The organism is Nonomuraea sp. SBT364, from assembly GCF_001083785.1.
GTDB lineage: Bacteria > Actinomycetota > Actinomycetes > Streptosporangiales > Streptosporangiaceae > Nonomuraea.
In genome coordinates, this window is the sequence record NZ_LAVL01000159.1 from 1 (window position 1) to 19,331 (window position 19,331).

A 19,331-nucleotide genomic window follows, 5' to 3' on the forward strand; every position below is an offset into this window, starting at 1 on the left:
CGCCAGCAGCGCCCGATCGGGCCGCCGACCGCTGGGGGCCCGATCGGGCGCTGCTGGCGGGGATCGGCGGGTTCACGGCGGTGATGGCGGTGTTCGTCGGCTGCTGGTTCCTGCGGCCGGTGGCACTGCTGTGGCTGCTGCCGGTGCTGCTGGTGTGGGCGGGCGTGTCGTGGTGGATCCCGCCGCCCGCGCAGACCCGCCTGCTGGCCCTCGCCGGCCCGGCCGGCCCGCAGGCGCTGGCGCTCAACAGCAGCGCGGTCTACGTCGGCGTGTCGGCCGGTGGCGCACTCGGCGGCCGGGTCCTGCAGACGTACGGCAGCGGCGTGCTCCCGGCCGTGGCCGCGGTCGTCGAGCTGGCGGCCCTTGCGCTGTTCTGGACGGCGAGCAGGCTGGGCCGCTGAGAGGGGACGTCAGTCCCAGGCGGCGGGGTCGGAGGCGAGCTGGCGGACGCGGTCGGGCAGGGCGCCGGTGGCGACCTGCTCCAGGGTGACCTCCTCCAGGATGGCCCGCTCGGTGGCGCGCAGGGCGATCCAGACCTGCTGGAGCGACTCGGCCGGCCCCCGGTAGCCGACGTGCTCGGGACGCTCGCCGCGGACGTTGGCGAGGGGGCCGTCGACCGCCCTGATGACGTCGGCCAGGGAGATGTCGGCGGCCGGGCGGGCGAGCACGTAGCCGCCCTCGGGACCGCGCTGACCTCGGACGAGACCGGCGCGGCGCATCTGCAGCAGGATGTTTTCCAGGTATTTGGGCGGCATGTCCTGCTCCTTGGCGAGCTCGCCCACGGTGGTCGGGCCGGTACCGGCTGCGGCGAGTTCGGCGGCGGCGCGGAGGGCGTAGTCGACACGAGCGGAAAGGCGCATGTTCTCGATTATCCCTCCTGGTCAACACTGGTTAGCCGCAAGGCCGCCAAAATCCGGCACCCGGGGGCTCCTGGCCACTGGAGAGGAGTGGTGGGAGCGCTAAACTTCCAGCAACCCTTTTCTATGTGACGGTGGGATTCAGCGTGGAGCGACGCCCTGGTGTGCCCAGACTTCTCCGGGAGATCAACGATCGGGCCGCGCTGGAGCTTTTGCTGGCCACCGGTCCGATGACCCGTGGCCAGATCGGCGAGCTGACCGGGCTGTCGAAGGTGACCGCGTCCCAGACGCTGGCCAGGCTGGAAGAGCGCGGGCTGGTCGAGGTGGTCGGCACGCAGGGAGGCGGGCGCGGCCCCAACGCGGCCCTCTACTCGGTGATCCCCTCCAGCGCGTACGTGGCCGGGCTGGAGATCGGCCCCGGCCTGATCTCCACGGCGGTCGCCGACATCAACGGCCGTACGGTCGCGCAGGTCACCGTCGACCCCAACGGGCACGACGACCCGGTGGCGGCCGTGCACGACGCGGTCATGAAGGCGTGCCGGAGCGCCAAGGTGGGCGTCGGCAAGCTGCGCGGCGTGGTGATCGGCACGCCCGGCGTGGTCGACCCGCGCAGCGGCGACGTGCGCTTCTCCTTCGACCTGCCGGGCTGGCACGAGGGCATCCACGAGGCTCTCGCGGGCGACCTCAAGCGCGAGGTGACGATCGAGAACGACGTCAACCTGGCCGCCATCGCCGAGCGTTCCGACGGGGCGGCCAAGGGGCTCGACGACTTCGTGCTGCTCTGGTCCGACCGGGGGCTGGGCATGGCGGTCATGCTCGGCGGCAAGCTGTACCGGGGGCGTTCGGGCAGCGCGGGCGAGATCGGCTACCTGCCGGTGCCCGGCGTGCCGCTCCCGGAGGACATCCGCACCTCGCCCGGGCGGCTGCCGTCGCTGGCCGGCGGCCTGCAGTCGCTGGTCAGCGCCGAGGCGGTGACGGAGCTGGCCCGCAGTCACGGGTTCGAGGCCGAGAGCGCGGGGACGTGCGTGGAGGTCGCCGTCGCGGCCGGCGCCGCGGGCGAGCCGCTGCTCGACGAGATCGCGCACCGGCTCGCGCTCGGGGTGGCGGCCGTGTGCGTGATCCTCGACCCGGGCCTGGTCGTCCTCGGCGGCGAGGTCGGGCACGCCGGCGGCCGCTCGCTCACCTCCCGGGTGGAGGAGGCGGTGGCGAAGATCTGCCCGGTGCGGCCGCAGGTGGCCACCAGCACGGTCGAGGGCAACCAGGTGTTGCGTGGCGCCGTCCTGGCGGCGCTGGACCAGGCCCGCGAGGAGCTCTTCACGTCCTGATCAGGTGGGCGATGGCGGTGGCGGCGGCTTCGCAGCACGGGTTGGTGGCGCCGTGGGTGGCGATGTGGACGGCGCCGGGGCGTTCGGGGCCTGGGGTGCCCAGCTCGACCACGACGCTGCCCGGCCGGTGGGCGAGTGCCGCGTCCACGGCGGCGGTCACCCAGGTGTGGCGGTAGGCGGTGCGGACGACGAGCACCAGCAGGCGGTCCTCGGCCGCGGCCACCGCCTTGGCCAGATCCTCCGGCTCGGGCTCCGCCAGGCGGGCGCCGGTCGTGCCGGGGAAGAGCCGGGTCAGCGGGGTGACCAGGCCCCACGGGGTGGCGCGGTCCACGGCGAGGTTGACGGGGGAGTCCAGCTCGACCACGTGCGGCGGGCCGTCCCCGGTGGGCCGCTCGCGTACGGTCACGCGCAGGGCGCGGCGCGCGGCCAGCAGCGCGGCGTTCCTCGGGGCGGACTCGGGGTAGCGCCCGGCGGCTCCTGAGGCGGCGGCCGCCGGGGTGTGGGTGGCGGCCCAGTGAGCCAGGGCGCGGACGCGGGCGGCGGCCTCGGCCAGGCGTTCCTCGGGCAGGGTGCCGTCGGCGACGGCGGTCATGATGGCGTTGCGCAGCAGCCCGACGACGCCGGGCGTGGCGTTCTCGCCGCCCACGCAGACGGCGTCCGCCCCGGCGGCGAGCGCGCGGACGGCAGCCCCGCCGAGGCCGTACGCGGCCGAGACGGCCGGCATCTCGATGCCGTCGGTGACGATCAGCCCGTCGAAGCCCAGCTCCTCGCGCAGCAGCTCCACCATGAGCCGGCGGCTGGTGGTGGCGGGCTCGGCCGCGTCGTACGCCGGGACGAGTAGATGCCCGGTCATGACGGCGCGCACCCCGGCGGCGATGGCGGCGTGGTAGGGCAGCAGGGCCGTGGCGGCGAGCTCCTCGCGGGAGAGGCGGACGACGGGCAGCGCGTCGTGGGAGTCCACGGACGTCGCGCCGTGCCCGGGGAAGTGCTTGGCGCAGGCGGCCACCCCCGCCGACTGCAGCCCGGTCACCCACGCGGTGGTGTGGCGGGCCACGAGCTCGGGGTCGGCGCCGAAGGCGCGGGTGCCGACGACGGGGTTGTCCTCGGCGTCGATGTCGACGACGGGCGCGTAGTTGAGGCTGATGCCCGCCGCGGCGAGGTCGTGGCCGATGCCCTCGGCGACCGCGCGGGTGAGCGCCGGGTCGCCGGACGCCCCGAGCGCCAGGTTGCCCGGGCGCGAGCTGCCGGTGAACGCCTCCAGCCGGGTGACGTCGCCGCCCTCCTCGTCCAGGGCGATGACCACTTCCGGATTCTCCGCCCGAATTGCGGCGGTTAGGTCACTTATTTGACTACTTGTCACGAGATTGCGCGAATACAGGGCGAGGCCGCCGAGACCCGTCGCGAGGCGTTTGCGCACCCAGTCGGGCAGCGTCGTGCCTTTGAAGCCGGGCTGCAGCACGGTGTCGGCGAGCCCGGCCAGTGCGGGACTCCTGACGATCGACGCGCCCATCGTGCCTCCCCTTGCGCCCGGCTCGGTTCTGCCGGGTGGTCCTTGTCTGCGGTCGCCCCATGTGTATAGCATCAACACCGGCCAATAAATAGGAAACTTTCCTAAGAGTTACTCTGTCAAACCTCCCAGTCAGACATCCGCGGTTAGAGGGAGTCGTCACCATGCAGCTGGCAGGCCGGACCGCGGTCATGTCGAGGGGCCAGGAACGCCTGTGGTTCCTCGACCGGCTCTCCGGCGGCGACGCGTCGTACAACATCGCCGTCGCCGAGCGGCTCACCGGGGAGCTGGACGTGCCCGCGCTGGAGCGGGCGCTCACCGAGCTGACCGCCAGGCACGAGGCGCTGCGCACGGTGTTCCCCGAGGTGGACGGCGTGCCGTCGGCCGTCGTCCGGCCGTGCGGCCCGGTCGTCGCCGAGCGCGTCGACGCGGCGGGGGAGAGCCTTCCCGGGCTGCTCGCCGACCGCTCCAACCGGCCCTTCGACCTGACGGCCGGGCCGCTGTTCCGGGTGAGCCTGCTGCGCGCCGGGCCGCGTGAGCACGTCCTGCTGATGGTGCTGCACCACATCGTCAGCGACGCCTGGTCGCTGGAGCGGGTGCTGTACCCGGAGCTGTCGGCGCTCTACGCCGCGTTCGCCGCGGGCCTGCCCGCGCCGCCGCTGGAGCCGGCCGTGCCCTACTCGGAGTACGCCCGCCGCCAGCGCGAGCAGGACCACGGCGCCCACCTGGAGTTCTGGCGCGCCGAGCTGGCCGGGGCGCCGGCGCTGGAACTGCCCGCCGACCGGCCCAGGCCCGCGACCCCGAGCGGCCACGGCGACCTGGTCATCCAGCGGATGCCGGTCGAGCTGTGGACCCGGGTACGGGAGCTGGCCAGGGCGGAGCGGTGCACGCCGTTCATCGTGCTGATGGCCGCCTACCAGACGATGCTGTCGCGGCACGCGGGCCAGGACGACTTCTGCGTGGCCACGCCGGTCGCCGGGCGCGAGGACGAGGAGTTCGAGCGGGTCTTCGGGCTGTTCATCAACACGCTGGCGGTCCGGGCCGACCTCGGCGGCGATCCGACGGTACGGGAGCTGATCAAGCGGACCCGCCGCCGCCTGCTGCGCTCGTTCACCCACAGCGCGGTGCCGTTCGACGAGGTGGTGGCCGAGCTGCGGCCGACCCGGGGACAGGCGCCGCTCGTCCAGACGCTGCTCAACCTGGACAACCCCGGCGAAGGGCTGAAGGAGGGGCCGGACCCCCTGCATCTGGCCGGGCTGGAGCGGACGCCGGTCGTGTCGGGGCTGGCTCCGGCCAAGTTCGACCTGGCCGTGGACGTCGTGGTGTTCGAGGAGCACCTGCAGTTCATGCTCACCTTCAGCACGGACCTGTTCGAGCGCGCGAGCGTGGAGCGGATGGGCGGGCATCTGCGGCGGCTGCTGGAGGAGATGACGGCGCGGCCCGACGCCCGGCTGTCCGAGCTGCGCATGCTGCCTCCGGAGGAGCTGGCGCTGGTGCTGCCCGACCGGCTGGACGGGCTGATCGCCCGGCAGGTCGGCAGGACGCCCGGCGCGCCCGCCGTCGTCACGCCCGGCGGCGTCCTCACCTACGGCGAGCTGGCCGAACGGGCCCGCGTGCTGGCGGGCGAGCTGCGCGAGGCCGGGGTGCGGCCGGGCAACCTGGTGGCGGTCCGGCTGAAGGCCGGGCCCGAGGCCATGGTGGCCGTGCTCGGCGTGCTGATGTGCGAGGCCGCGTACGTGCCCGTCGACCCCGGCCAGCCGGAGGCCAGGACGCGCGCCATGCTGGCCGGCTGCGCCGCCGTCATCGGCGAGGACGGCGTGGCGCCGCTCCTGGGCGAGACCGGGAACGACGCCGGGAACGACGCCGGAGCCGCCGCGCCCGCCGAGGCCGGCGGGGGCGGGCTGGTGTCCGGGCGGGTGAGCGTGGACGGCGCCGCGTACGTGATCTACACCTCCGGGTCGACCGGGACGCCCAAGGGGGTCGTGGTCAGCCATCGCAGTGCCGCCCGGCTGGCCGTCTCGTTCCGCGACGCGCACGGCTTCGGGCCGGGACAGCGGGTGCTGATGGTGCCGCCGCTGAGCTTCGACGCCTCGGTGGGCGACATCTTCCCGGCGCTCATCAGCGGGGCGGCGCTGGTGCTGCACCCCGACCCGGTCTCGCTCAGCGGCCCCGAGCTGCTGCGCCTCTGCGCCGAGCTGGGCATCACGATGGTGGACACGGCCTCCGCGCTGTGGCAGCAGTGGGTCGAGGACCTGGCGCAGCTCGGGACGGCCGACACCGGGCCGCTCACGACGATGATGGTCGGCGGCGAGAGCGTCCCGCTCGAACGGCTGCGCACCTGGGCGCGGCTCACCGGCGGCAAGGTCACCTTCTACAACCACTACGGCCCCACCGAGGCCACGGTGTGCGCGACCGTCTGCCGCACCGTCGACGGCGGCGAGCTGGGGGAGCGGACCCACCTGCCGATCGGCGTCCCGCTGCCGCACGTGCGCGCCTACGTCCTGGACCGGTACGGCAGGCCGGCGCCCGCCGGCGTGCCCGGGGAGCTGCATCTGGGCGGCGAGTGCGTGGCCGAGGGCTACCTGGGACGGCCGGACCTGACGGCCGAGCGGTTCCGCGACGACCCGTTCCTGCCGGGCGGCCGGGTGTACGCGACCGGGGACCTGGTGCGGATGCGCGCCGACGGGAGCCTGGACTTCCTCGGCCGCACCGACAGGCAGCTCAAGGTCAACGGGGTGCGGATCGAGCCCGGCGAGGTGGAGGCCGCCTGCCTGGCCCATCCGGGCGTCAGGGAGGCGGTGGTCACCGCCGTGGGCGGGCGGCTGGTCGCCTACCTCACGGGTGAGGAGGTGGGCGTGGCCGCGCTGCGCGCGTTCCTGGCGGGCCGGCTGCCGTCGGCGATGATCCCGGCGGCCGTGGTCACGCTGGACGAGCTGCCGCTGACGCCGCACGGGAAGGTCGACTTCCGGGCGCTGCCCGAGCCCGAGGCCGCGGCGACGCCGTACGAGAGCCCGCGCACCGGCACCGAGCGGGTGGTGGCGGCGGTGTGGGAGGAGATCCTGGGGGTGCGGGCCGGCCGCCGGGACGGCTTCTTCGAGCTGGGCGGGCACTCGCTGCTCACGCCCCGGGCGGTGGCGCGGCTGGCGGAGGAGACCGGCGTCCGGGTGCCGCTGCCGGTGTTCTTCGCCTGCGCGGACCTGGCCGAGCTGGCGGCCGCCGTCGACGGCCGGGCCCCCGAAGGGCCGCCCGACCTGCACGCCGAGGCGACGCTGCCGGCGGACTTCGCGGTGGCGCCGGGGGGTTCGCGGCGGGAGCCGGGGCGGGTGCTGCTCACCGGGGCGACCGGGTTCCTCGGCGCGCACCTGCTCGCCGACCTGCTCACGCACACCGACGCCACCGTGCACTGCCTGGTCAGGGGCCAGGCGCCGGAGGAGCGGGTGCGGCGCAACCTCGCCGGGCACGGGCTGTGGCGGGACGGCTTCGCCGCCCGGATCGCCTGCGTGCCGGGAGACCTCGCCGGGGCGCTGCCCGACGTGGCGTGCGATCTGATCGTGCACGGCGGCGGGCAGGTCGACTTCACCCGCCCGTACCGCACGCTGAAGGCCGCCAACGTGGACGGCACGCTCGCCGTGCTCCGCCTCGCCGCCCGCGCGGGCACGCCGGTGCACCTGATCTCGACCCTCGGCGTCTACCTGACGCCGGGCGAGCGGGTGGTGCGCGAGGGCGACCCGCTGCCCGACCCGGCCGGACTGCACCTCGGCTACGACCAGAGCAAGTGGGTGAGCGACCGCCTCGCCACGGCGGCCCGCGAGGCCGGGCTGGCCGTGACCGTCCACCGCCCGGCGCGGATCTCCGGCGACAGCCGCACCGGCGCCGGCGCCCCCGACGACTTCCTGCGCCGTCTGGTCGCCACCTGCGCGCTGCTCGGGGCCGTCCCCGACGGCGAGGAGCTCGACCTGGCCCCCGTGGACCACGTCGCCGCCGCCATCGGGCACCTGGCCAGGACCGGCGCGATCGGCGACTACCACTACCGCAACCCGCGCACGCTCAGCTCTGTGGACCTGGCGGCGGGCCTGGACGCGCACGGCGTCCCGGTCCGGCTGACGCCCGCCGCCGAGTGGCGGGCCGAGGTGCGGCGCAGGCTCGACGCGGGCGAGAGCCTGCCGCTCGCGCCCTTCCCCGCGTTCTTCGCCGAGTACGGCGACAGCACCGGCCCCACGTTCGACTGCTCGGCGACCGAGCGGGTGCTGGCCGGGGCGGGGCTGGTCTGCCCGCCCGCGGCCGGCCTGCTCGGCGCGTACCTGCCCCATCTGATCGGAGACCTCGATGCCTAGGGCGTTCCTGGCCATCTGGTCGTCCCAGCTCCTGTCGATCATCACCTCCAGCGTCACCGGGTTCGTCCTGGGCGTGTGGGTGTTCCAGAAGACCGGCTCGGCGACCCAGTTCGTCACCATCACGCTCTGCGCGGTGCTGCCCGAGGTGCTGTTCGCGCCGCTCGCCGGCTCGCTGGCCGACCGGTGGGACCGGCGGCGCATGATGCTGGCCGCCGACCTGGGGGCCGCGCTGGCCACCGGCGCGCTGGCCGTGCTGCTGGCCGTGGGCGAGCCGCAGGTGTGGCACATCTACGTGATCACCGCGGTCGGCGCGGTGTTCGGCACCGCCCAGATGGCCGCCTACCACTCGATGCTGCCCAAGCTGGTGCCCAAGGAGCAGCTCGGCCGTGCCAACGGCCTCATGCAGGTGGCAGACGCCGTCCGCGTCGCCGCGCCGCTGCTCGCCGGGGCGCTGCTGGTCGGCGTCGGGCTCACCGGGGTCGTGGTGATCGACCTGGTGACGTTCCTGGCCTCGCGGGTGGTGCTGCACCTGGTGCCGTTGCCGCGCGAGGCGACCCGGCCGGGCGAGGGGCGGGCCGCCGAGCCGTGGCTGCGCGACCTGGCGTTCGGGCTGCGGCACCTGCGGGCCCGGCGGGGGCTGGCCTGGCTGGTCGCGCTGCTGGCCGCCTACAACCTGTTCTTCGGCATGGCCGGGGTGCTGGTGCAGCCGCTCATCCTGTCGTTCGGGTCGGCGGCGCTGCTCGGCGTGCTCATGGCCGCCGGCGGCGCGGGACTGTTCGCCGGCGGGCTGGTGCTGAGCGCCTGGGGCGGGCCCCGGCGGCGGGTGCGCGGGCTCGTCGCCTTCGTCGCCGCCGGCGGGGTGCTGCTGATGCTGCACAGCCTGAGCCCGTCGGCGGCGCTCATCGCCGTGGTGGCGCCCGCGTTCCTGTTCACGATCCCGTTCGTGCAGGGCACCGGGATCACCGTGATCCAGCTCAAGACCGATCCGGCCGAGCTGGGCCGGGTGCTCGGCGCCGTGCGGATGCTCACCCAGGCCGCGACCGTGCTCACCTACCTGGCGGCCGGGCCGCTCGCCGACCGCGTGTTCGAACCGATGCTCGCGCCCGGCGGCGCGCTGGCCGGGAGCCTGGGCCAGGTCATCGGCACCGGGCCCGGCCGCGGCATCGCCACGATCTTCCTACTCACCGGGGCCGCGCTGGTCGTGCTGGCGCCCCTGGCCTTCCTCCAGCCGCGCCTGCGCCGGGTGGAGACGGAACTGCCCGACGCCGAGGAGTCAACCGATGCCGCTCTATCTCGATCCTGAGGAACTACGCGTCTTCCGCGACCTGAACCAGGGGCCCGGCGGGCTCCTCGACCTGATCGGCGCGATGGCGTTCCGGGCGGCCGGGACCGCGCAGCGGCTCGGCGTCTTCGACGCCCTCGCCTCCGGCGCGCGCACCCCGGCGGAGCTCGCCGCGAAGCTGGACGTCGCCGAAGGGCCGCTCACCGTGCTGCTCGACGCGCTCACCGGCTTCGGGTACGTGATCCGCGACGACGGCTACGGCCTGGGCCCGGCCGCCGACCCCTGGCTGGGCAGCGGCCCCGACGAGTGGTTCGCGCCGACGCTGGCGCTGTGGCACGAGCTGATCGGCGAGCTGTGGACGGGGCTGGAGGAGGCGGTGCGCGCCGGTCGCCCGCCCGAGCCGTACTACCCGTGGCTGGAGCGGCGGCCGGGCACGTCGCGCACCTTCCAGCGGATGCTGGCCGGGATGGCGCGGGCCGCCGCCCCGGCCGTCGTCGCCGCCGTGCCCGGCCCGTACGGGAGGCTGCTGGACGTCGGCGGCGGGCACGCGATCTACAGCGCCGCCTTCTGCGAGGCCGCGCCCGGGACGACGGCGACCGTCGTCGACCTGCCCGGGGCGCTGGAGGAGGGGCGGGCGCGCGCCGGGGAGGCGGGGCTGGCCGGGCGGATCACGTTCGTCCCCGGCGACCTGACCGCGCCTGCCGCCGACGGGGCCTTCGACGCCCGCCACGACACGGTCCTGCTGTTCAACGTGGTGCACGGGCTCGACCCGGACGGCGCCGCGGAGCTGGTCGCCAGGGCGGCGCGGGCGCTGCGGCCGGGCGGGCGGCTGCTCGTGCTGGAGCCGTACGCCGACCCGCCCGCCGGCACCCGCGGCCACACGACCGCCTTCCTCGGCGGCTTCAGCCTCAACCTGGCCGCCACCCAGGGCGGACGCCTCTACACCTTCGCCGAGGTGGCCGGCTGGGCCGGGGCGGCCGGGCTGGGAGCCGTCGAGCGGATCCCGCTCGACGTCCCCGGCTCCGACGAACTGCTCGTGGCAAGACAGGAGACGGTGTGAAGATCCTCATCGCGGGCGCCGGCCCGGCCGGCAGCCTGCTGGCCTGCTACCTGGCCCGGCGCGGGCACCACGTCGCCGTCCACGAACGCCGCGCCGACCCTCGGCTGGGCGACGACGAGGAGGGCCGCTCGATCAACCTGGGCCTGTCCGCCCGGGGCGTGCGGGCGCTCACCGACGTCGGTCTCATGCACGAGATCTGGCCGAGCACCGTGCCCATGCGCGGCCGCGCCGTGCACGCCCCCGACGGGAACGTGACCTTCCACCCGTACGGCAGGCGCGAGGAGGAGATCCTGCACTCCGTCCGCCGCCGGGACCTCGTCGTCAGCCTCATCGCACACGCCGAGGCGCAGGGCGTCGCCTTCCACTTCGGCCACCGGGTCGTCGACCTCGACAAGGACGCGCCCGCGCTGACCGTCGAGCACGACGGCCGCCGGACCACCGTCGCGGCCGACGCCGTGGTGGGCGCGGACGGCGCGTTCTCGGCCGTGCGCGCGCTGATGCACCGCGGCCTGCGCGCCGACCTGCACCAGGAGTTCCTGCCCTGGGGTTACAAGGAGCTGACGATCCCCAAGGTGCCCGCCCACCACGAGGCGCTGCACGTGTGGCCCGGCGGTGACGACGGGCTCATCGTCACCCATCCCAACCTCGACGGCTCCATGACCGCCACGCTGTTCCTGCCGTTCGAGCGGTTCGCGGAGATCGACGACCCGGAGGCGTTCTTCGCCGAGCGCTTCCCCGACGCCCTCCCGCTCATGCCCGACCTGGTCAAGGAGTACGCCGACCGGCCCGTCGGACACCTGGTCTCGATCCGCACCACGCCCTGGCACGACGGCGGCAAGGTCGTCCTCATCGGCGACGCCGCGCACGCCGTCTACCCCTTCTACGGGCAGGGCATGAACTCCGCGCTCGAGGACTGCACGGTCCTCGACCGATGCCTCGGACTCGGCGAACCGGGTGCGGCCTTCGCCGAGTTCGAGCGGGCCCGCCGGCCGCACACCGACGTCCTGGACGAGCTGTCCAGGCAGAACTTCGTCGAGCTGCGCGACCGGGTCCGCTCGCCGCTGCACCACGCCCGCAGGCGCGCCGACCTGGTGCTCTCGGGCCTCTTCCCGGACCGCTGGGTCCCGCTCTACACGATGATCTCCCACACCACCACCCCGTACGCCGACGCGCTCGCCCGCGCCAGACGGCAGGACGCCCTGCTGCGCTGGTCCGCGCTGGGGGCCGCCGGGCTCGCCGCGCTCGTGCTCGCCAGGAAGGTTCGCTGATGCTCACGGATCCCACCGATCCCTCCCGCGTGCTCATCGAGGTGAGCGACCTCGACGGCGGCCACCAGAGCCACCAGAGCCACCAGGGCGACCAGGGCCACCAGCCGGCCCGGCGCTACGCGGAGCCGCTCGGCCGCGTCGTGACGTGGGCGCGCGAGTACCTGTGCCGGCCCCATCCGTCGCTCGGCAGGAAGGGGCCGGTCTGCCCGTACGCGCAGACGTCGCTCGACCGGGGGACGTTCTACCTGGCGGTCTGCCCGGGCGAGCCGGACGCGGCGCAGGTGGCCGGCGTGCTGGACGGCTACCGGGCGTGGTTCCGGCGGCTGGTCGCGCCGCAGGGGGTGTCGCCGCAGTTCCGCACCATCCTGGTGCTGCTGCCCGACCTGCCCGTCGATCGCGCCCCCGAGGTGATCGACGCCGCGCAGGCCGCGCTCAAGTCCCGTTACGTGGAGGACGGGCTGATGATCGGCGAGTTCTACCCCGGCCCGCCGCCCAAGCACGGCCTGTGGAACCCGGAATTCCTGCCGCTCGGCAGCCCGGTGCCGCTGCTGGCCGTCCGGCACATGGTGGCCAGCGACTTCCCGTTCCTCAAGGACGACCCCCGGCACGCGGCGGCCTACCTCGAACGGTTCGGCGAGCGGCCGCCCGCTCCTCTGCGGGAGGCCGTGGCGGCCGCCCGCCAGGGCTGATCAGGCGGTCAGCAGCTCCATCGCGGCCTGGGCGTTGGCCCGGGCCGCGCCGTAGGTGGCGATGTAGGCGGCGCTGCCGGGCCGCCACACGGGCAGCCCCATCTCGATCACGATCGCGTCCGGCCGGCCCGTGACCAGCGCGGAGACCAGCTCCCGGCTGTCGGCGTAGCGGTGCGCGTCCTTGACGACGACGACCAGCGAACGCCCGGTGGCGCGTTCCAGGAGATCGTCCGGGCGTGCCTCGGCGGGCTTGACCCGGACGACCTCCCCGCGCGGCAGCCACGGCGACACCCCCCACGGCACGTCGCCCACGGCGATCGTCGGCGGCGTGTCCACCTCGACGACCAGCGGGTCCTCCGACAGCGGCGCGGGCGCCCCGTCGAGCCGGACCGCGCGCCGGGCGGCGTCCAGGCCGACGCGCGTCAGCTCGGGCACCGCGTCCGGGCGGGACCCGGCCCAGGCGCGGAGCGCGGCCACGCGGGCGGCGGACTCCTCCAGCCGGGCCTCGGACAGCACCCCGTCGGTGACGGCGTCCACGATCGCCGCGATGATCTTCTGGATCTCGTCGTAGCCCGGCTTGGGGCCCAGGCAGAGCAGGTCCGTCCCGGCCACCAGCGACGCGACCGCGCCGCCGGCCAGCCCGACGCTGTCGGTGATCGCCTGCATGTCGAGCGCGTCGGTGACGACGACGCCGTCGTAGCCGAGCTCGCCGCGCAGCAGCCCGGTCAGCGCGGCCGGCGACATGGTGGCGGGCGTGTCGCCGGTCAGCGCCGGGACAGCCACGTGCGCCGTCATGATCGACTTGGTGCCCGCCTCGACGGCCGCCAGGAACGGCGCCAGCTCCCTGGCGCGCAGCACGTCGAGCGGGACGTCCACGACGGGGATCGCCAGGTGCGAGTCGACGGTGGTGGCGCCGTGGCCGGGGAAGTGCTTGACGCAGGCGGCCACGCCCATCGACTGCAGGCCCCGGACCGCGGCCACCGTGTGCCGGGCCACCAGGGCAGGGTCCGCGCCGAACGCCCGGGTGCCGATCACCGGGTTGTCCTCGGCGGTGTTCACGTCGGCGTCCGGCGCCATGTCGAGGTTGATGCCCGCGGCGGCCAGCTCCGAGCCGATCGCCCGGTAGACCTGGGCGGTCAGGTCCACGTCGTCCACCGCGCCGAGGGCCGCGTTGCCGGGGTACGGGCTGCCGACGTGGTAGGCGAGCCTGGTGACGTCGCCGCCCTCCTCGTCGAGGGAGATGACCGGGTCGCCGGCGGCCCGCAGCGCGGCGGTCAGTTCGCCGAGCTGCGCAGGGTCGCCGACGTTGAAACCGAAGAGTGTGACGCCGCCGAGGCCGCCCTCAAGCTCCCTCAGCACCCAGCCGGGCGCGCTCAGCCCGTCGAAGGCGACGAGCAGCGTGCCCGCCGCGAGGCGGCGTAGCCCCCGATCACTCTGGCTCATGAATCCTCATCGTTGTCAGGGCAGGACATGGGTACGGCCAGCGCACGGTGGAGCGCGCTGGCCGTACCGGAACCCGCGGGAAGGGAGGTCAGCCCTTGACGGCCCCGGCCACCAGGCCGGAGACCATGCGGCGCTGGACCAGCAGGAAGAAGGCGATGACCGGAAGGGTCATCAACGTGGAGGTGGCCATGATGGCTCCCCAGTCGGTGCCGCGCTCCCCGAAGAAGAACTGCAGCGCCACCGGCATCGTGTAGCCGGTGCTGTCGTTCATCAGGATCAGCGCGAAGATCAGATCGTTCCACGCGGTGATGAACGAGAAGATGCTCGTCGCGACCAGGCCGGGAGCCACGAGCGGGAACAGCACCCGCCAGAACGTGGTGAACCGGCTGGCGCCGTCGATCCACGCCGCTTCCTCCAGCGACTTGGGCACCGCGGCGACGAACGTCCGCAGCATCCAGATGCCGAACGGCAGCGTGAGACCCACCTGGATCACGATCAGCCCGAGCAGCTGGTCGTACAGGCCGAGCCGGCGGACGTTCAGGAACAGCGGGATGAGCAGCGCCTCCGACGGGATCATCTGCACGACCAGCAGCGTGATCAGGAAGCTGGTGCGGCCCTTGAACCGGAAGCGGGCCACCGCGGTGGCCGCGAGCAGGGCGAACACCGAGCCGATGAGCACGGTGCCGAGCGCCACGATCGCGCTGTTGCGCATGTAGAGCCAGATGGAGTTGCCCGCCACGCCCTCGGTGAGCACCTTCTCCACGTGCTCGAAGGTGAAGTGCGTGGGGAACGGGATGAAGTCCGTGGTGAAGATCTGGTCGTTCGCCTTGAACGACGTCGACACCATCCAGTAGACGGGGAAGACCGCGAACAGGAAGACCAGGACCCCGGCGGTGTTCAGCGCGATCTTGGTGAAGCGCTTGCGCGCCAGCGGGGTCATTGGACCTCCTCCGACTTGACCATCTGCCGGGTGTAGAACGCGGTGACGATGAGCAGGATGACGGTCAGCACCACCGCGATCGCGGCGCCCGTGCCCATTTTGGGCGGCGCCTTGAACGCCTCGGCGAACGAGAAGAGCGACAGGTTGTACGCCTCACGGTTCGTCGGCCCGTTCAGCAGCACGTAGAGCTGGCTGAACACCTTGAAGTCCCAGATGATCGACAGGATCGTCAGGACGGCGAAGACGGGCTTGAGCAGCGGGAAGGTGATCTTCCTGAACGTGCGCCACGGCGTCGACCCGTCCACCCTGGCCGCCTCGTACAGCTCGGCCGGGATGCCGCGCAGGCCGGCCAGCACCGACACCGCCACGAACGGGAACGAGGACCACAGGACGGTGAGGATGAGCACCAGGTAGACCGACCAGGCGTCGTTGAGCCACGGCTGCCCGGTCCAGTCGGCCCGGCCGAAGAGCAGGCTCGACAGCCAGTCGGGGAGCAGGTTGAGCGCCCAGTTGATGACGCCCCTCTCGGCGTCGAACAGCCAGCGCCAGATGGTGCCCTGGGCGACCGGCGGGACGGCCCACGCCGACATGATGCCGATGATCACGAAGCTCGACATCCGCTTGCTGAGCCGGTTGAGCAGGACGCCGACCGCGGTGCCGAGCACCAGGGTGAGCGTGACGGTGATGGCGGCGAAGGCGACCGTGTTGCGCAGCGACGACCAGAAGACCGAGTTGCCGAAGATGGCCTCGAAGTTGCCGAACCCCACGTACTCGGGTTCGGCGGCCCCGCGGATCACCCGCAGGGTGACCTTCTGGAAGGACATGATGACCATCTGGACCGTGGGATACAGCAGCAGTCCCACGATGACCAGCGTGCCCGGGATGAGCAGGACGTAGGGGACGAGCTTGGGGTTCATCCCGCTGGCCCGGCCCGGCTTGCCGGAGCTACGGCGGCGCCGCCCAGGGGCGGAGGAACCTCCTCCGCCCCTGGAGAGCGTTGACGTGTTCGTCATCGTTACTGCGCGTTCAGGATCTCTTCGAGTTCCGTGTTGGCCTTGGCGAGCGCCTCGTCGGCCGTGGCCTTGCCCTCGATGACCGAGCGGGCCGCGTTCTGCAGGACGGCCTTGGTCTCGTTGGCCTCGGTCCAGTTCGGGTCGGCCGGGAACGCCTTGGCCTTGGCGAAGGCGGCGGCGAAGGGCGCCTGAGCGGGGTCGCTGGCCAGCGAGCTCAGGGTGTCCGGGTAGATGGGCAGCAGGCCGCCGTCCATCGCGTACCGGTCCGCCCACTTCTTGCTGGTGGCGGTCTTCACGAACTCGGTGGCGAGTTCCTTGTTCTTGGCGTCGTTCCAGACGGCGATGTCGTTGCCGCCGAAGAACGCCGGGGCCTCACCGCCGGCCCTGGAGGGCAGCGGGAAGAAGGCCATCTGGTCCTCCTTCAGCTTGCCCTTGCTCTCCTCCTTGATCGTGGCGATGTCCCACGACGCGGTGAGGTACATGCCGACCTTGCCGTTGGAGAAACGGGTCCGGATGTCGGTGGTGTTCTGCGTGAGGCGCGACTTGCCGGACACGCCCGAGGTCACGATGCCCGTGTACGCCTCGAAGCCGGCCTTGAAGGTGGGGTCGGTGAGCTTGCCGACCCACTTGTCGCCCTCCTTCGTCGCGTACTCGCCGCCCTCGGACCAGGCCAGCGCGCCGAGCAGGTGGTTGGCGTCGGAGCCGCCGTTGAAGGCGAAGCCGTCGACGTCCTTGCCCTTCTCCTTCTGGATCTTCTGGCCGGCCGCGATGACCTCGTCCCAGGTCTTCGGCACCTCGATCTTGAGGTCCTCGAACCAGTCCTTGCGGTACATCACCGCGCGGGTGCCCGCGCCCCACGGCATGGCGTAGACCTCGCCGTCGATGGTCTCCAGGCCGAACAGGTTCTTGGGGATCTGGGCGTGCTCGCCGCCGGTGGTGACCGGGGTGATCGGGGCGAGGGCGTCCTGGCTCTGCCAGAGCGGCACCTGGTCGTTGCCGATCTCGGTCACGTCCGGGCCCTCACCGCCGGCGGCGGCGGCGGTGAACTTGTCGTTCACCTGCGGCCACGGGATCCACTCGACCTTCACCTCGGCGCCCGTCGTGGTCTTGAACTCGGCGACCAGGTCGTCCATGTACTTCTGGGACGGGTCGTTCGGCGTGCCGAGGCGCCACACGGTGAGGGTCTGGCCCGCGTACTTCGGGCCGGAGGCGCTGGCGGAGGCCGCCGGTTCGTTGGCGGCCGGCTCGGCGCCGCCGCCGCAAGCGGCCAGGCCCAGGGCCAGGGCGGCCGTGGTGACCGTAGTGGCCGTGATCTTAGAGATCCTCACTGGGATGCTCCCTTCCCGGCTAAATCGCATCGGGTCTCTGCGCTCATCGGGTGCTGGGCCTGTGGTCCGCACCTGGCTGATCGTCAGTCTTGAATGGTGATAAACTAACAAGAAACTTTCTTAAAAGAAACTGGCGTTAGCGGATCGTGACGAGAGGGGAGAGTGCCCGTGACACGGAACCCGGGGGTCCCACGGCTGCTACGCCGGTTGAACGATCGATCGGCCCTGGAGCTGCTGCTCTCAGAAGGTCCGCTCACCCGTTCCGAACTGGGCGAACGCACCGGACTGTCCAAGGTGACCGCAGGTCAGCTCCTCGCCAGACTGGAGGACCGGGGCCTGGTCGAAGTCACCGGCCGCAGGGCCAGCGGGCGCGGCCCCAACGCCGCCCTGTACGGCGTGGTGCCCACCAGCGCGCACGTCGCGGGCCTCGAAGTGCTGCCCGACGCCATCACCGTCGGTGTGGCGGACATCACCGGCAAGGTCGTCGTCGAGGTCGTCGTCGACCCCGCCGACGGCCGCGACCCCGTCGCCACCGTGCACGCCGCCGTGCAGCGCGCCTGCGCCTCCGCCAGGATCACGCTGCCGCAGCTCAAGGCGTTCGTCATCGGCACCCGCGGCGTCGTCGACCCCGCCAACGGCGAGGTGCGCTTCTCCTACGACCTGCCCACCTGGCACGTCGGCGTGCTGGCCAGCCTCCGCCGCGCCCTGGGCGCCTCGGTGATCATAGAGAACGACGTCAACCTGGTCGCCCTCGCCGAGCACCGCTACGGCGCCGCTGCCGGGCAGGACGACTTCGTCGTCGTGTGGACCGGCGTCGGCCAGGGCCTCGGCGTCATGCTCGGCGGCCGGCTGCACCGCGGCATCACCGGCGGCGCGGGCGAGATCGGCTGGCTGCCCGTGCCCGGCGAGCCGCTGCCCGCCGACGTCACCCGCCCCCAGTCGGGCTCCTACCAGCGGCTCGTCGGCCTTGAGGCGCTCACCGGACTGGCCCGGGAGCACGGGCTGACCGCGCGGCCCGGCGCCACCGGCCCCGAACTGGTCAGAGCCGCCGTGGCCGGCGGGCGCACCGGCTTCCTCGACGCGGTCGCCGCCCGGCTCGCCGTCGGCGTGGCCGCCGTCACCGTCGTGCTCGACCCCGGGCTCATCGTGCTCGCCGGCGACGTCGGCCGGGCCGGCGGGGCCGAACTGGCAGCCATGGTCGAGGACGCCGTGGCCAAGGTCTGCCCCAGCCGCCCCCGGGTCGTCACCACCGGGATCACCGGGAACCCGGTGCTGCGCGGAGCCCTGGTCGCCGCCCTTGAGCAGGCCCGCGAGCAGGTCTTCTCCGACACTGTGTGAGAATTCTTGCCCATGTGGCTTCCTCCCGGTGACACCGTGCTGATCTCCGATCCGCGGGTGGCCGCCATTCCCGTGAGCGACATCGGCGAGCCGCTGGCGGAGGTACGGGGGCGGTTGCGGCTCGACGAGCGGATGGCCGACCCCGAGGGCGCCTACGGCCGGCTCCGGGCCGGCCTGCTCGACCGGCTGGCGGACGCCGAGCGGCGCCTGCCCGGCGGCTTCCACCTGCTGATCGTCGAGGGCTACCGGCCCGTCGCCGTGCAGCGGCGGATCTTCGAGGGCTACCGCGACGGGCTCGCCACCCGCTTCCCCGGTCTCACGCCCGGCGAGCTGCACGCCGCCGCCAGCCGTTACGTCTCACCCGTCGAGGTCGCGCCGCACACCGCCGGCGCCGCCGTCGACCTTACCCTCTGCGATGCCGGGGGGATCGAGTACGACATGGGCACGGCGGTCAACGACACGCCCGAGACCAGCGGCGGGGCCTGCTACACCGCCTCGCCGGACATCTCCGAGGACGCCCGGCGGCACCGCAAGATCCTCGCCGCCGCGCTGGAGCCCGCCGGGCTGGTCAACTACCCCACCGAGTGGTGGCACTGGTCGTACGGGGACCGCTACTGGGCGCTGGTCACCGGGGCGGACCGGGCGTTGTACGGTCCCATCTGAGCAGGCGCAGCGGCAGGTCCCGGCCGGCCGCCACCAGCGTCCCCGCGTGCGCGGCGAACGCCGTGCCGGGCACCGTGACCTCCAGGCGCTCCCACGTCCCCCCGGGCACCGCGCTCCACAACCGCCGCCCTCCGTCGAGAGCGAACAACCGCCCGTTCATCGCCCCGATCCCCACCACTTCACCCACGCCCCCCTCGGCAGCGGTCGGGGCGATGAACGGGCGGTTGTTCGCTCTCGACGGAGGGCGGCGGTTGTGGAGCGCGGTGCCCGGGGGGACGTGGGAG

General features: G+C 73.4%; 15 protein-coding genes and 1 pseudogene. 9 read left to right on the forward strand and 7 right to left on the reverse strand.

Annotated features, from left to right (window positions below):
* A pseudogene (locus ADY59_RS51920) lies at positions 1-401 on the forward strand (MFS transporter); the annotation flags it as partial.
* A gap of 9 nt (positions 402-410) precedes the next feature.
* Here ADY59_RS51920 and ADY59_RS39020 read toward each other — a convergent pair.
* A complete protein-coding gene (locus tag ADY59_RS39020) occupies positions 411-860 on the reverse strand; it encodes an RrF2 family transcriptional regulator (RefSeq protein ID WP_049573711.1) in 450 nt (149 codons plus the stop codon).
* Positions 861-1,003: 143 nt separating this feature from the next.
* Between ADY59_RS39020 and ADY59_RS39025 the strand changes: the two genes are divergently transcribed.
* Positions 1,004-2,182: an ROK family transcriptional regulator gene (locus tag ADY59_RS39025; RefSeq protein WP_049573741.1), complete on the forward strand. Its 1,179-nt coding sequence runs from the start codon at positions 1,004-1,006 to the stop codon at positions 2,180-2,182.
* Here the strand turns inward: ADY59_RS39025 and ADY59_RS39030 are convergent.
* Positions 2,172-3,692, reverse strand: coding sequence for a glycoside hydrolase family 3 protein (locus ADY59_RS39030; RefSeq protein ID WP_049573714.1), 1,521 nt, complete (start codon positions 3,690-3,692; stop codon positions 2,172-2,174). The genes ADY59_RS39025 and ADY59_RS39030 overlap by 11 nt on opposite strands.
* Before the next feature lie 161 nt (positions 3,693-3,853).
* On the opposite strand from ADY59_RS39030, the gene ADY59_RS39035 reads away from it, so the two are divergent.
* The 5 genes from ADY59_RS39035 to ADY59_RS39055 are packed head-to-tail and all read left to right on the forward strand — an operon-like array spanning position 3,854 to position 12,322.
* On the forward strand, positions 3,854-8,023 hold the full coding sequence (locus ADY59_RS39035; protein WP_049573717.1) for a non-ribosomal peptide synthetase: 4,170 nt from the start codon (positions 3,854-3,856) through the stop codon (positions 8,021-8,023).
* Positions 8,016-9,326 (forward strand): MFS transporter, encoded by a 1,311-nt coding sequence (locus ADY59_RS39040; RefSeq protein WP_049573720.1) that lies wholly within the window; start codon positions 8,016-8,018, stop codon positions 9,324-9,326. The genes ADY59_RS39035 and ADY59_RS39040 overlap by 8 nt, the downstream gene beginning before the upstream one ends.
* Positions 9,304-10,365 carry a class I SAM-dependent methyltransferase gene (locus ADY59_RS39045; protein WP_049573721.1) on the forward strand — a complete coding sequence of 354 codons (1,062 nt, stop codon included), beginning with the start codon at positions 9,304-9,306 and terminating at the stop codon, positions 10,363-10,365. The genes ADY59_RS39040 and ADY59_RS39045 overlap by 23 nt, the downstream gene beginning before the upstream one ends.
* On the forward strand, positions 10,362-11,633 hold the full coding sequence (locus tag ADY59_RS39050) for an FAD-dependent oxidoreductase (RefSeq protein ID WP_197094062.1): 1,272 nt from the start codon (positions 10,362-10,364) through the stop codon (positions 11,631-11,633). The genes ADY59_RS39045 and ADY59_RS39050 overlap by 4 nt, the downstream gene beginning before the upstream one ends.
* Positions 11,633-12,322 (forward strand): DUF6875 domain-containing protein, encoded by a 690-nt coding sequence (locus ADY59_RS39055; RefSeq protein ID WP_049573723.1) that lies wholly within the window; start codon positions 11,633-11,635, stop codon positions 12,320-12,322. Before ADY59_RS39050 ends, ADY59_RS39055 begins: the two co-directional genes overlap by 1 nt.
* Here the strand turns inward: ADY59_RS39055 and ADY59_RS39060 are convergent, their stop codons facing one another.
* The 4 genes from ADY59_RS39060 to ADY59_RS39075 form a co-directional block, all read right to left on the reverse strand.
* The gene (locus ADY59_RS39060; RefSeq protein WP_049573725.1) at positions 12,323-13,765 is read right to left on the reverse strand and encodes a glycoside hydrolase family 3 protein; all 1,443 of its coding nucleotides are present in this window, start codon (positions 13,763-13,765) and stop codon (positions 12,323-12,325) included. It abuts the gene before it with no gap.
* A gap of 88 nt (positions 13,766-13,853) precedes the next feature.
* Complete coding sequence (locus ADY59_RS39065; RefSeq protein ID WP_049573729.1) at positions 13,854-14,705, reverse strand: carbohydrate ABC transporter permease; 852 nt, start codon at positions 14,703-14,705, stop codon at positions 13,854-13,856.
* Positions 14,702-15,622, reverse strand: a complete 921-nt coding sequence (locus ADY59_RS39070) for a carbohydrate ABC transporter permease (protein WP_231619106.1) — start codon at positions 15,620-15,622, stop codon at positions 14,702-14,704. Before ADY59_RS39070 ends, ADY59_RS39065 begins: the two co-directional genes overlap by 4 nt.
* Positions 15,623-15,720: 98 nt before the next feature.
* The gene (locus tag ADY59_RS39075) at positions 15,721-17,046 is read right to left on the reverse strand and encodes an extracellular solute-binding protein (protein ID WP_049573733.1); all 1,326 of its coding nucleotides are present in this window, start codon (positions 17,044-17,046) and stop codon (positions 15,721-15,723) included.
* Positions 17,047-17,214: 168 nt separating this feature from the next.
* Here ADY59_RS39075 and ADY59_RS39080 point away from each other — a divergent pair, with 168 nt between their 5' ends.
* Both ADY59_RS39080 and ADY59_RS39085 read left to right on the forward strand, forming a co-directional pair.
* On the forward strand, positions 17,215-18,384 hold the full coding sequence (locus tag ADY59_RS39080) for an ROK family transcriptional regulator (RefSeq protein ID WP_049573736.1): 1,170 nt from the start codon (positions 17,215-17,217) through the stop codon (positions 18,382-18,384).
* A gap of 12 nt (positions 18,385-18,396) precedes the next feature.
* The gene (locus ADY59_RS39085) at positions 18,397-19,047 is read left to right on the forward strand and encodes a M15 family metallopeptidase (RefSeq protein WP_049573738.1); all 651 of its coding nucleotides are present in this window, start codon (positions 18,397-18,399) and stop codon (positions 19,045-19,047) included.
* Here ADY59_RS39085 and ADY59_RS50660 read toward each other — a convergent pair.
* Positions 19,010-19,331, reverse strand: a 322-nt coding sequence (locus ADY59_RS50660; RefSeq protein WP_231619107.1) for a hypothetical protein, incomplete at its 5' end; no start/stop codon positions are given. The two genes, ADY59_RS39085 and ADY59_RS50660, sit on opposite strands and share 38 nt — an antisense overlap.